Origin of the sequence: Paraburkholderia hospita (genome assembly GCF_002902965.1) — a bacterium.
Classification (GTDB): Bacteria; Pseudomonadota; Gammaproteobacteria; order Burkholderiales; family Burkholderiaceae; genus Paraburkholderia; species Paraburkholderia hospita.
The window spans coordinates 1810330-1822581 of the sequence record NZ_CP026105.1 but is presented as its reverse complement, the minus strand read 5'-3'; the positions used below and the strand labels follow the sequence as shown (position 1 = coordinate 1822581).

The window sequence follows — 12252 nt, the reverse complement described above, 5'->3', positions numbered from 1 at the left end:
GGATCCAGCATGCCTCGTAAAAAAACCGCGGAGGCCGCGCCGCCCGACGACGCCTCCAACGCCGTGCAAACCGCAGGGCGCCGTCTCTCACCCGAAGTACGCGAGCGGCAAATTCTCCTCAAGGCCATCGATCATTTCGCAACCCACGGATTCTCAGGCAGCACGCGCGAACTGGCGCGCCAGCTAGGCGTCACGCAACCGCTGCTCTACCGGTATTTCTCCAGCAAGGAAGCGCTGATAGACCGCGTCTACGACGAGGTCTATCAATGGAATCCGCAGTGGGAAAAGCTGATCACAGACCGCTCGGTTGGCATTCAGGAAAGGATGGTGCGCTTCTACAGCGCCTATGCAAACGTCATCCTGCGGCGCGAGTGGATCCGCATTTTCATCTTCGCCGGGCTGACGAAAGAAGGCATCAACTCGAAGTACCTTGCGCGCCTGCGCGAGCGCGTGTTCGTGCCGATGATGCGCGAGATCCGTGAAGCGTACGGCGCGGAGGCCGCCAGGACCGCAGCCGAACGCGCATCCGATCTCGAACTGATCTGGAGTCTGCACGCCAGCATCTTTTATATCGGCGTGCGCAAATGGATCTACGGCTTGCCGGTGCCTGAAGATATCGACGCCCAGATCGATCAGCAGATCGATGCCTTCCTGAATGGCGTTCCCAACGCGCTCAAGCAGTCGAGCCGCAAAACGGGAAAATCGGCTTAACGCGGCGGTTTCTGCATCGAGCGGCCCGCTTCCACGCCAATATCCTGCCCCTTCCCTTCGTCGCGCGCGGGTGACACCCCAGTTTCCTCGCGCGGCGCGCACGCCGTCTCCCTCTCCCCAGGGTTAACACCCTTTCCAACACGCTACTTCCAAAAGATTTTTTCGACTAGAATTTATCGAACGATCATTAATCGATCGATAAATAGCAGGAGAGCTTCATGCCTATTTCCAGACTCGCCCACTACTCGATCCGCACGCTCGATCTCGAGAAATCGTGCCGTTTTTACGAACGCGTGCTCGGCTTCAAACGCGGCTATCGCCCGCCGTTCGACTTCCCCGGCGCATGGCTTTACAAGGGCGGCGACGAAGCCGATTACGGCACGGTCCACATCATCGGGGTCGACCCGGCCAACCCGGACGGACTCGCTGCATATCTCGGCGACAAGGACCTGCCGGCGACAGGAACAGGAACCGTCGACCACATCGCATTTCTGGCCACTGGCGTTCAGCAGATATGGGACACGTTGCGCGCCGAAAACATCGCGTGGCGCGACCGGACCGTGCCGAGCCTCGGACTGCACCAGGTGTTCATCGAAGATCCGTCGGGGGTCACGATCGAACTCAACTTCCCCGCCGCCGAGGTCGCTCACTTGAGCACCCAGAACATCACAGCCCACGGAGACTGACATGAACAACACTTCGACGAAACGGAAAGCAGCCATCATCGGCGGTTCGCTGGGCGGCCTTTTCGCTGCGAATCTTCTCCTGCGCAATGGCTGGGATGTGGATGTCTTCGAGCGCGTGCCGGACGAACTGTCGGGCCGCGGCGCGGGCATCGTCACGCACGCCGAGCTGTTCGACGTGATGCAGGCGGCGGACGTCCGCCTCGACGAGTCGATCGGCGTCAAGGTGGAATCGCGCGTCACGCTCGCGCAGGATGGCTCGATCATTTCGGAACGCAATCTTCCTCAGACGCTGACCGCGTGGAGCAAGATGTATCACGTGCTTCGCTCGGCTTTGCCCGATCAGCACTACCATTCAGGCGCGGTCGTGACGGCCGTCGTCGACGGGCCGGAGCACGCGGCCATCACGCTTGCCGACGGCGCCGTCATCCATGCCGACATGATCATTGCGGCGGATGGTTTTCGCTCCGCCGTGCGCGAACAGCTTCTTCCTGACGTTCAGCTTCAGTACGCGGGTTATGTCGCGTGGCGCGGTCTCGTCGACGAACTCGCGCTGTCCATAGCCACACGCGACGCCCTCTTCGAGAAGTTCGCATTCTGCCTGCCGCCGCGTGAGCAGATCATCGGCTATCCCGTCGCCGGTTTGGGAAACAGCACCAGGCGCGGCGAGCGGCGCTACAACTTCGTCTGGTATCGCCCCACCAGCGAAGACATGGATCTGCCAGACCTGTTGACGGATGCCACAGGCAAACTCTGGACGGGCGGCATTCCGCCGACGCTCATCCGGCGCGACGTGCTCGCCGACATGCAAGACGCCGCGCTCGACCTTCTTTCGCCCCAGTTCGCGGAAGTCGTCACGAAGGCAAGCCAGCCGCTTTTCCAGCCGATCTTCGATCTCGAAGTGCCGCAAATGGCATTTGGCCGCATTGCGCTGCTCGGCGACGCCGCGTTCGTCGCACGGCCGCATTGCGGCATGGGCGTGACCAAAGCCGCGGGAGATGCAATGGCACTCGTCACCGCGCTGCGCAAACACGCCGACACGCTCGACGCGTTGTCCGACTACAGCGAGGTTCGCACCCAGTTCGGGACCGCGATCGTTCAGCATGCGCGCCATCTTGGCGCCTACATGCAGGCACAGTTGAAGACCCCGACCGAACGCGAAATGGCCGAGCGTTACCGGACACCAGAAGCCGTGATGCGCGAGACGGCCGTTCCGGCGCATTTCTGATTGCGAGTGGAGACGGGCGGCATCCGCCCGTCCGGCAGCTCGCCCACTTCACGACAATCGACACGAAGGAGACATCGTGGACCACTCCCTCCCCGCAACGGCAGCCGCTGCGATTGGAAGCACGGCGGTACCCGCCGCGACGACACACCCGCTGCTCAACGACGCGCGCTTTAGTTATCTGGTGCGGCGTCGCCGGACACTCGCCTGGTCGCTGACATTCGTGATGCTTGCGATCTATTTCGCGTTCATCCTCACGCTGGCTTTCTCGCCGCGCCTGCTCGGGCAACCCATCGTGCAAGGTCAACCTGCGACATGGGGCATACCCGTCGGCTTCGGCATGTTCGTCGTCACGTTTGCGCTGGTCGCCGTGTACGTCTATCAAGCCAATTCGGTTCATGACGCGATCGTCGCGGACATCCGGGAAGGAAACGAACAATGAAGCGCTTTCTGCTGACGTCGATCCTCGCCATCGACGCATTGCCCGCGCTCGCGTCAGAGCCCTCGTCGCTCGCGCACGGCCACAATCCGATTGCGATCGGCATGTTCCTGCTGTTCGTCGCCTCGACGCTTTTGATCACCCGCTGGGCGGCGCGCAAGAACAACAGCGTGGCCGATCACTACGCGGCGGGAGGAAAGATCACCGCGTTCCAGAACGGCTGGGCCATTGCAGGCGACTATATGTCGGCGGCGTCGTTGCTCGGCATCTCGGCGCTTGTCTTCACGAGCGGCTATGACGGCCTGATCTACTCCGTCGGCTTCCTCGCGAGCTGGCAGATCATTCTCTTCCTGATCGCCGAACCGCTGCGCAATCTCGGCAAGTACACGCTGGCCGACGTGGTCTCCTATCGTCTCCAGCAACGGCCGATACGCGCATTTGCGGCATCGAGTTCGATCGTGATCGTGTTGCTGTACCTCGTGTCGCAAATGGTCGGCGCGGGAAAGCTGGTCGAACTGCTGTTCGGCCTGAACTACACCGTTGCCGTGGTGGTCGTTGGCGTGCTGATGGTCGTGTACGTGTTCTTCGGCGGCATGCTGGCAACGACGTGGATCCAGATCATCAAGGCGGTCCTGCTCCTGGCGGGCGCGGCATTCATGGCGTTCATGGTGCTCAGTCGTTTCGGCTTCAGCATGAATGCGCTTTTCGCGCAGGCGATACTCGCGCATCCGAAGCACGTAGCGATCATGAGTCCGGGCGGCCTGGTTTCGGATCCTGTTTCCGCGGTATCCCTCGGTCTTGCGCTGATCTTCGGCACAGCGGGGCTGCCGCATATCCTGATGCGCTTCTTCACCGTGGGCGATGTTCAGGCCGCACGCAAAAGCGTTCTGTACGCGACGGGGATCGTCGGTATTGGCTATGCGCTGATCATCATCATCGGCTTCGGGTCGATTGCTCTCGTGGCACCGGACCCGCAGTATCACAACGCAGCAGGTGCGGTGACCGGCGGTGCAAACATGGTCGCGATTCACCTGGCCCATGCGGTCGGCGGCAACGTGTTTCTTGGCTTCATCTGTGCCGTCGCATTCTCGACCATTCTTGCCGTGGTCGCGGGGCTGACGCTGGCTGGATCGTCCGCGATCTCGCACGATCTCTACGCAAATGTTTTGCGCGGCGGCAAATGCACGGACCGCGAAGAAATGCGCGTATCGCGCGTGACGACGCTCGTACTTGGCGTTCTGTCGATTCTGCTCGGCATCGCCTTCGAAAAGCAGAACATCGCCTTCATCGTCAGCCTGACGTTCTCGATCGCGGCGAGTTCGAACTTCCCCGTGCTGCTGCTTTCGATTTACTGGCGTGGGCTGACAACGCGCGGCGCCGTCGTGGGCGGCATGCTCGGGCTCATAACGGCCGTCACGCTGACTGTGCTGAGCCCGACCGTCTGGGTACAGGTGCTCGGCCACGCACACGCCCTGTACCCGTATGAATACCCCGCGCTCTTTTCGATGATTGTCGCGTTCGCCGGGATCGTGGTGTTCTCGCTGTTCGACAACTCAGCGCGTGCAAAGGGCGAGCGTGCGCTGTTTGACAGACAACTCGTCGACTGCGAACTGGGCATGGCTAAACGTAGCTAAAGAACCTGACAGAAACGACTTGAACAAAAACGGAGACAAGATGATGAATTGCCTGTGTTGCGTCTCACCCGGCCGCCGACGCCTGCTTGGCGCCCTCAGTGCGCTGGCGGGCACCGTGATCGCCGGACGAACCGCTTCGGCAGCGGAGGCTCGGAGCGCGGCATTGGGCCTGTCGCGAACCGCAGTTAGATCGATCGACATTCACGCGCACTACTACCCGGAAAGCTATTGCGATCTCGTTGGCGGCGCTGGGAAGCAGTTCGGCGGAGCGTTCGTCTGCGACGACAAGTCCTTTACTTTCCAGACGCCCGCCGGCGGTCTCGGCCCTCTGCCGATGAAGTTCATCAACGTGGATGAGCGGCTCAAGGACATGGATGCATCCGGCGTCGATGTACAGGCATTGTCGCTGAGTGTGCCGATGGCATATTGGGGAGACCGGAACTTCAATGCGAGGCTCGCGCGTGAGTGGAACACAGCGGCGTCGCGAATCTGCCAGGAGCATCCGACGCGATTCGTCGTGCTCGCAACACTGCCAATGCTGAACGCTACCGACGCAATCGACGAACTAGAGCGCGCATCGCAATTGCCCGGCGTCCGAGGCGTGTACATGGGCACGAACATCAACAATCGCGACCTCGACGACCCGCTGTTTTTGCCCGTCTTCGCGCGCATCGAGCAATTGAATCTCCCGGTCTTCCTGCATCCGCAGCAGACAGTTGGAGGTTCGAGACTCGGTGATTTCTACCTCAGCAATCTGCTAGGTAATCCCTTCGATACGGCGATTGCCGGATCGCACCTGATTTTCGGCGGCGTGCTCGATCGTTTTCCGGAACTGCAGGTGACCCTGCCGCACGCGGGCGGCGCGTTGCCGATCCTCATCGGACGTCTCGATGCAGGTTGGACGGCACGCCCGGAAACGCGGCGACTGGCACAAAAGCCGAGCAGCTATTTAAGGCGCTTCTGTTATGACACGGTTTCTCATTCCGGCCCGGTACTCGACTATCTGATGCAGAACATCGGCGTAGACAGACTGGTACTCGGAAGCGATTACTGCTTCGATATGGGTTACGAGCAGCCTGTGCGTTTTCTCGACCGTCTGGACCTTACCGCGCAGCAGCGCGCGATGATTCTTGGCGGCAACGCAGGCAAACTCCTTCGCATCTAGTAGTGGCATACCACTGCCGCCTTCGATGCGGCGAACGGGCGTCACGGACACAATGATCGAAGTTCACCGCCTGCCGGGGACAGGAGTCGCCAACGATGAAAGTGATCATTGCAGGAGGCTCGATAGCGGGTCTCGCTGCCGCCCTGACGCTCGATTGCATCGGGCATGACGTGGAAATCTGCGAACGCTCTGTCATGTCTTTGCGTGGACAGGGCGGCGGCGTGGCGGGCCACGCGCCGCCTCGCATGCGTCTTCACCATAAGCGATTCACCCTCGACGCAGCCATGTTGAGTCGTCCGGAGATGTCGGCGAAAACGAAAGTCCGCCGCCGAGCGTTGCGCCGCACGCGGCCCATTTCCGCTGCAGGAAGCCTTGCCAGGCACACGGCGGTTTTTGAACGTTAGAGGATCAACCGCACGGCCTCAGGCTCGTCCGGTTCGAACCAGTCCGGGTTGAGCTGCGCCACTGGCCCGAGCGACACCAGAATCTCCCGCAAATGCGCGCGCATCGCGTTTTCCGCGGCGTCGGGATCGTGCGCCTTCAGCCCGCTTACGATCAGCGCGTGCTGCTTGATCAGCAGGTCGAGCGGCGACACTTCATGCAGACTCAGATAGCGCACACGATCCATCTGCGCCTTGATGTCCTGGATCGTCTCCCACGCCGCAACGCAATCGATGGACTGAGCGATCAGGAAGTGAAACTGCTCGTCGCAGGCGAGAAACGCGGCCGTGTCATTGACTTTTGCCGCCACCTTCTGCTCGCGCAGGTTCGCGGCAAGTTCCGCCAGTTGCGCATCGGTAATGGCCACGGCCGCCTTGCGTACGACGGCCGCCTCGATCGCCTCGCGAATGAAACGCCCCTCGCGCACCTTTCGCGGGGAGATCCGCTTCACGAAGGTGCCGCGCTGCGGCAACACCTGCAGCACGCCGGCCTCGACGAGCTTGATGAAGGCTTCGCGCACGGGCTGCCGGGACACCTGAAACATCTCCGACACCTCTTTCTCTGAAAGCGGTGTGCCGGGCGCGAGCAGCCCCGTAAAGATCGCCTCGCGCAACGAGCGGAAGATCTGCTTGCCGATCGGCTCGTGCGATTCGACGGACAAACCCATCAGCGCGCCGCGCAGCGGCGTTTTCACTTCGCCGTCGGAAACCGCGCGGGCCTGACTCGCGACGGGAGCAACGGTCAGCGTGGCGGTTCTTTTCTCGCGCCGCGACGCGGACTTCGGGCTTGCAATTTTCGTGTCCATACCGGGTAATCGAAGACTAGTATCGCAAAACTACCATACTAGTTTACGCTCTGCGGGGGCTTTTTGCGACTTGGGTTCGCGGATGAACACGAGTGCGCACAGCGCGCCGATCACCGCGATCGCTCCGGCCAGCACAAATGCGCTGCCATACGCGCCGTGCGTGGCCTGCACGATGAAGCCCGTCACGGCCGGTCCGATCACGCCCGCGAGATTGGCGAGCAGATGCACGAAGCCGCCCACGCCGCCCACGTTCTCGCGGCGCACCGTATCCTGGATCACCGCCCAGTAGACGGAGCCGGTGACGTACAGGAAGAAAATCGAAACCGACATCAGCGCCACGGCGCCCTGCATGCTCTGCACGCGTCCGGCGAAGCCGACGCACACGGCCGCCGCGCCGAGGCACACCGACAGCACGATCCGCCGCGACAGCAACGGCTTGCCCGTCAGGCGCAGGATGAAGTCGGTGATGAAGCCGCCTGCCGCGAGCCCGATGCTGCCGAGCACCCACGGGATCACCGTCGCGATGCTCATGTCGTGCAGCGACATGTGATGAGCTTCCGTCAGATAGGTCGGGAACCACGATAGAAAGAAGAACAGCACGTAGTTGTAGGAGAAGAACGCCAGCGCGGTCGCGAGGATGATGGGTTGCTTCAGGTAGAAGCCGAGTCCCGTCTTCTTACCCGCGGGCGCATGTTCCATCGACGAAGCCTGCTGCTGGCCCGCGACGATCAGATCGAGTTCGGCCGGCTTCACGCGCCTGTTCTGCTGCGGATGTTCGGTCGTGGCAAACGACCAGAACACGAGCCACGCGAGGCCGAACACCATAATCGCGACGAACGCCCAGCGCCAGCCGAACTGGATCGCCATATAGCCGACCACAGGCCCCGCGAGCGCGCCGCCGAGCGGCGTGCCCGAGCTGATGACGCCGATCGCGCTCGCCACTTCGCGGCGCGGAAACCAGTTGTTCACCATCTTGCTGTTCGACGAACTGAACGGGCCCTCCCCCATGCCGAACAGCACACGCAGCACGATCAGCGAGACGAGCCCGCTCGCGAGCGCCGTGGCGCCGCAGAAGATCGACCAGATGCCCATCGCGCCGCCGAACACTTTCTTCGCGCCAAATTTATCGGAGGCCACGCCGCCGATGAAGTTGAACAGCGCATAGCCGATGAAGAAACTGCTGAACACGATGCCCATCTGTGCATGCGAAAAGTTCAGGTCTTTCTGGATCAGCGGCGCGGCGATCGAAAGGGCCGCGCGGTCGAGGTAATTGATGACGCCCGCAAGAAACAGCAGGCCGACGACGAACCATCGCTGGCTCTTGATCATGGTGTGTCTCCAGTGCTCCGCCTCTTTGTCTGTCCAGGCGGTTCATGTGGATGAGTTAGTCGAACTTCAGATGAACCTTCATCGATTGCGTGCGGTCTTGCGCGACTTCGAAGGCACGGTTCGCTTCTTCGAGCGAGAACGCGTGCGTCATCAGCGGGCGCAGATCGATCTTGTGCGCGCCGAGTTCTTCGGCGGCAACGGCGTATTCGTCGGTGAAGCGGAACGAGCCCTGATAGCGAAGCTCCTTCGACATCACCAGGTTTGCCGCCACGGGCGACTGCCCCGCCGGCAGATTGCCGACCTGGATGACCGTGCCGCCCGCGCGCGCCGCGCGCAACGCGGTATCGAGGCCTGCCGTACTACCCGACGCCTCCAGCACCACGTCGAAAGTGCCGCGCTGCTGCGCCCACTGATCGATGCGTGTTTGATCGTTGGCGAGCACGGTTTCGTCGGCGCCGAGTGTCGCCGCCATTTGCAATGCTTTTTCCGCGAGATCGAGTGCAACGATGCGGTGCGCGCCCGCCCGCTTCGCCACGGCAAGCAGAATGCAACCGATCGGTCCACAACCCACCAGCAGCACCTTCGCTCCGACCAGCGAGCCGGCCAGGCGCAGCGCATGCAGCGCCACCGCGAGCGGCTCGGCCATCGACGCCTGCGCGAAGTCGAGTCCGTCCGGCACGGGCACGCACTGATGCGCGCTCACCGCGATGAACTGGCGGAACATGCCCTGCATGTGCGGAAACGTCGACGCGCTGCCCATGAAGCGCATGTTCAGGCAATGATTCGGCATGCCCTTGACGCAGTATCGGCAGACGCCGCAGTTGAGCCCCGGATTCACGGCGACACGCTGCCCGACGGCAAGGCCGCTCACGCCCTCGCCTAGCGCCGCGACTTCACCCGCGACTTCATGACCCAGCACGAACGGTTCGCGCACCGCGAAATCGCCGCTCTTGCCCTTGAAGTAATACGAGAGATCGGAGCCGCAGATGCCGCCAGCGCGCACGCGAATCTGGACCTGACCGGCTTGCGGTTGCGGATCATCGAGTTCGTCGATGAGGAGTTTCTTCGGTTCGTGGAGAACGGCTGCAAACATGGTCGTGATCCTGTATCAAGGGGCTGCCGTATCGGCGTGCTTGTTGGCGCGCTATTGGCCTGCAGCGAAAGCGGCCGATGCGTGTGCTTCGTGCAAGGCTGGCTCGCGTTGCGGCGCGCCCCAGTCATGGAGATCCCCGCCGCGTCGCGCGGGAGCGGTTTCGGGGAGAAGGAAAATGCAGACGGCCGAGACGATCCCGAGCAACGCCACATAGATGACAAGCCCGATCGAATTTCCGTGTGTCGCCTGAATCAGTTTGACCGCGACGAGTCCGAGCACACCGCTGCCGATCAGCGATCCAATCTGCCAGATGAGCGCAATGCCGCTGCATCGCACGCGCGCTGGAAAGAGCTCGGGGAAAAGCGATGCCTGAGGCGCATAGCACAGACTGTGACCGACCGAGATCGCGAGTATCATCGCCGCCTGGATCGCGAGACGGTTGCCGCTGTCGACGGCATGAAACAGTGGCACGACGAGCAGCACTTGCAGCACCGCGCCCGTGATGAACGTCGTGCGCCGGCCGATGCGATCCGACAGCGCGCCGACCAGCGGAATCGCGAGAAGCTCCAGCACGACAGCAACGATGATGGTCTGCAGCAGCAGGCTTTCGCTGATGCCGTGGGCACGTCCGTAGGCGAGGACGATCATCGTGTACATCGCGAACGTGCACGCCTCGATCAGCTTCGCGCCGACGCCTTTCACGATGGTAGGCCCGAACTGCTTCACGACCTCGACCACCGGCCGCGACTCGACTGCCTTCGTCTCGCGGATGCTGGCGAAGATCGGCGACTCTTCCGTGCGCAGCCGGATATACAGGCCGACTACGACCAGTACGATGCTGCCCAGAAACGGCAGACGCCAGCCCCAGTCCATCAGTTGCTCATGCGTGAGTGTCGCGCTCAGCAGCGCGAATAGACCCGACGGAATCAGGAAGCCCGCAGGTGCGCCGAGCTGCACGAGACTCGCGAAAAAACCGCGCTCGCGAGGCGGTGCATATTCCGCCGTCAACAACACCGCGCCCGCTTGTTCACCACCTACGCCGAAGCCCTGCAGCACGCGAATCAGTATCAGCGATGCAGGCGCCCAGACGCCGATCTGCGAATAGTCCGGCAGCAGGCCGATCGCGAACGTCCCCAGCCCGACGATCAGGATCGTGACGATCAACGCCTTCTTGCGTCCGATGCGATCGCCGAAATGGCCGAACACGATGCCGCCGAGTGGCCGTGCCACGAACCCCACGGCGTAGGTCGCGAATGCCGCGAGCGTGCCGATCAGCGGGTCGCTCGACGGGAAGAACTTCGCGCCGAACACGAGCACGGCAGCCGTGCCGTACACGAAGAAATCGTAGTACTCGGCGGCCGTGCCGATCGTCGATGCAGCGGCCACGCGCCGCAGCATCGCACGGGTTTTCTTGTCTGCCATGCCTGTCTCCTGGCTGTCGTTTTATCTGTCGAAGGGACTTACCAGTTCCACAACGTGCCGTCTTCGAGCCGCGCGACGGGCAGATACGCCGGGTCGTACGGATAGCGCGCGGCCGCTTCCTCATCGATATCGACACCATGTCCCGGCGCCTCGCCGGGATGCATCATGCCGTGATCGAAGCTCCACGCATGCGGGAACACGTCGAGCGCTTCTTTCGGAAAGCCCATGTATTCCTGCACGCCGAAGTTCGGCACCCACAGGTCGAAGTGAAGCGCCGCGCCCATGCAGACGGGCGACAGATCCGATGGCCCGTGACAGCCCGTGCGCACCTGATAGAGCGAAGCGAAATCGGCGATGCGCTTCAGGTGCGTGATGCCGCCCGCGTGCGTGAGCGTCGCGCGGATGTAGTCGATCAACTGCTCTTCGATCAGTTGCTTGCAGTCCCAGATGCTGTTGAACACTTCGCCGACCGCGATTGGCGTGACCGTGTGCTCGCGTATCAGGCGGAAGCCCGCCTGGTTTTCGGCGGGCGTCGGGTCTTCCATCCAGAAGAGCCGATACGGCTCGACCGATTTACCCAGGCGCGCCGCTTCGATCGGCGTGAGCCGGTGATGCACGTCGTGCAGCATGTGGGTATCGAAGCCAAACTTGTCGCGCACGGCTTCGAAGAGCTTCGGTACGAAGTCGAGATACTTTTCCGTCGACCAGCTTTGCTCCTCGACGGCACCTTTGGTCGCGGGCTCGTACATGCCGGAACCCTTCGACACGCCATAGACCGAGCGCATGTTCGGCACGCCGCACTGAATGCGAATAGCCTTGTAGCCGGCTTCGATGTGCTCCTGGTAACGGTCGAGCGCTTCGGGAATGTCGCGCCCCGTCGCATGGCCGTAGACCATCACGCCTTCACGCGACGCGCCGCCCAGCAGCCGGTACAGCGGCAGGTTCGCCACCTTGCCGAGAATGTCCCACAGCGCCATATCGACAGCGGCGATCGCGGTCATCGTTACCGGGCCGCGGCGCCAGTACGCGCCCTTGTAAAGAAATTGCCAGATATCCTCGATGCGTCCCGGATCGCGCCCGATCAGCAATGGGCACACATGGTCCTTCAGATACGACGCCACCGCGAGTTCGCGGCCGTTCAACGTGGCATCGCCGATGCCATGCACGCCCTCGTCCGTCACCACCTTAAGCGTGACGAAGTTGCGGCCGGGACACGTGACGATCACATCGGCGCGGACGATTTTCATGGGGATTTCCTTGAGTCGCATTCGATGGAAGTGATGCTACCATACAAGTATATTGAAT

General features: G+C 62.2%; 12 protein-coding genes. 7 read left to right on the top strand and 5 right to left on the bottom strand.

Annotated features, from left to right (window positions below):
• Positions 1 to 9 precede the first annotated feature (9 nt).
• From C2L64_RS08180 to C2L64_RS08150, 7 genes are all read left to right on the top strand, one after another.
• On the top strand, positions 10 to 711 hold the full coding sequence (locus C2L64_RS08180) for a TetR/AcrR family transcriptional regulator (RefSeq protein WP_007577257.1): 702 nt from the start codon (positions 10 to 12) through the stop codon (positions 709 to 711).
• Between the two features lie 218 nt (positions 712 to 929).
• Positions 930 to 1397 carry a VOC family protein gene (locus C2L64_RS08175; RefSeq protein WP_079485522.1) on the top strand — a complete coding sequence of 156 codons (468 nt, stop codon included), beginning with the start codon at positions 930 to 932 and terminating at the stop codon, positions 1395 to 1397.
• Position 1398: 1 nt separating this feature from the next.
• Positions 1399 to 2622 (top strand): FAD binding domain-containing protein, encoded by a 1224-nt coding sequence (locus C2L64_RS08170; RefSeq protein ID WP_007577252.1) that lies wholly within the window; start codon positions 1399 to 1401, stop codon positions 2620 to 2622.
• Positions 2623 to 2698: 76 nt separating this feature from the next.
• On the top strand, positions 2699 to 3061 hold the full coding sequence (locus C2L64_RS08165; protein WP_007577251.1) for a DUF485 domain-containing protein: 363 nt from the start codon (positions 2699 to 2701) through the stop codon (positions 3059 to 3061).
• Entirely contained in the window at positions 3058 to 4692 is a 1635-nt protein-coding gene (locus tag C2L64_RS08160; protein ID WP_090837514.1) for a cation acetate symporter, read from the top strand. Before C2L64_RS08165 ends, C2L64_RS08160 begins: the two co-directional genes overlap by 4 nt.
• Positions 4693 to 4855: 163 nt before the next feature.
• The gene (locus tag C2L64_RS08155; RefSeq protein WP_244144662.1) at positions 4856 to 5857 is read left to right on the top strand and encodes an amidohydrolase family protein; all 1002 of its coding nucleotides are present in this window, start codon (positions 4856 to 4858) and stop codon (positions 5855 to 5857) included.
• Positions 5858 to 5952: 95 nt separating this feature from the next.
• Positions 5953 to 6261, top strand: a complete 309-nt coding sequence (locus tag C2L64_RS08150; RefSeq protein ID WP_086919035.1) for a hypothetical protein — start codon at positions 5953 to 5955, stop codon at positions 6259 to 6261.
• Here C2L64_RS08150 and C2L64_RS08145 read toward each other — a convergent pair.
• From C2L64_RS08145 to manD, 5 genes are read right to left on the bottom strand one after another with little or no spacing between them, the layout of a single operon-like run.
• On the bottom strand, positions 6258 to 7103 hold the full coding sequence (locus C2L64_RS08145; RefSeq protein ID WP_278254755.1) for a GntR family transcriptional regulator: 846 nt from the start codon (positions 7101 to 7103) through the stop codon (positions 6258 to 6260). The two genes, C2L64_RS08150 and C2L64_RS08145, sit on opposite strands and share 4 nt — an antisense overlap.
• Positions 7104 to 7133: 30 nt before the next feature.
• Positions 7134 to 8432, bottom strand: a complete 1299-nt coding sequence (locus tag C2L64_RS08140; RefSeq protein WP_042313626.1) for an MFS transporter — start codon at positions 8430 to 8432, stop codon at positions 7134 to 7136.
• Positions 8433 to 8487: 55 nt separating this feature from the next.
• Positions 8488 to 9525 (bottom strand): L-idonate 5-dehydrogenase, encoded by a 1038-nt coding sequence (locus C2L64_RS08135; RefSeq protein WP_090837509.1) that lies wholly within the window; start codon positions 9523 to 9525, stop codon positions 8488 to 8490.
• Positions 9526 to 9576: 51 nt separating this feature from the next.
• On the bottom strand, positions 9577 to 10947 hold the full coding sequence (locus C2L64_RS08130; RefSeq protein WP_090837506.1) for an MFS transporter: 1371 nt from the start codon (positions 10945 to 10947) through the stop codon (positions 9577 to 9579).
• Between the two features lie 38 nt (positions 10948 to 10985).
• Positions 10986 to 12194: a D-mannonate dehydratase ManD gene (gene manD, locus C2L64_RS08125; RefSeq protein ID WP_007577226.1), complete on the bottom strand. Its 1209-nt coding sequence runs from the start codon at positions 12192 to 12194 to the stop codon at positions 10986 to 10988.
• Positions 12195 to 12252: the final 58 nt, after the last annotated feature.

Excerpts from the sequence above, each read along its gene's own strand:
- C2L64_RS08145 (WP_278254755.1), bottom strand. The coding sequence starts at position 7,103 with ATGGACACGAAAATTGCAAGCCCGAAGTCCGCGTCGCGGCGCGAGAAA.
- C2L64_RS08175 (WP_079485522.1), top strand. The coding sequence starts at position 930 with ATGCCTATTTCCAGACTCGCCCACTACTCGATCCGCACGCTCGATCTC.
- C2L64_RS08135 (WP_090837509.1), bottom strand. The coding sequence starts at position 9,525 with ATGTTTGCAGCCGTTCTCCACGAACCGAAGAAACTCCTCATCGACGAA.
- C2L64_RS08140 (WP_042313626.1), bottom strand. The coding sequence starts at position 8,432 with ATGATCAAGAGCCAGCGATGGTTCGTCGTCGGCCTGCTGTTTCTTGCG.
- C2L64_RS08170 (WP_007577252.1), top strand. The coding sequence starts at position 1,399 with ATGAACAACACTTCGACGAAACGGAAAGCAGCCATCATCGGCGGTTCG.
- C2L64_RS08130 (WP_090837506.1), bottom strand. The coding sequence starts at position 10,947 with ATGGCAGACAAGAAAACCCGTGCGATGCTGCGGCGCGTGGCCGCTGCA.
- C2L64_RS08160 (WP_090837514.1), top strand. The coding sequence starts at position 3,058 with ATGAAGCGCTTTCTGCTGACGTCGATCCTCGCCATCGACGCATTGCCC.
- C2L64_RS08150 (WP_086919035.1), top strand. The coding sequence starts at position 5,953 with ATGAAAGTGATCATTGCAGGAGGCTCGATAGCGGGTCTCGCTGCCGCC.
- C2L64_RS08180 (WP_007577257.1), top strand. The coding sequence starts at position 10 with ATGCCTCGTAAAAAAACCGCGGAGGCCGCGCCGCCCGACGACGCCTCC.
- manD (WP_007577226.1), bottom strand. The coding sequence starts at position 12,194 with ATGAAAATCGTCCGCGCCGATGTGATCGTCACGTGTCCCGGCCGCAAC.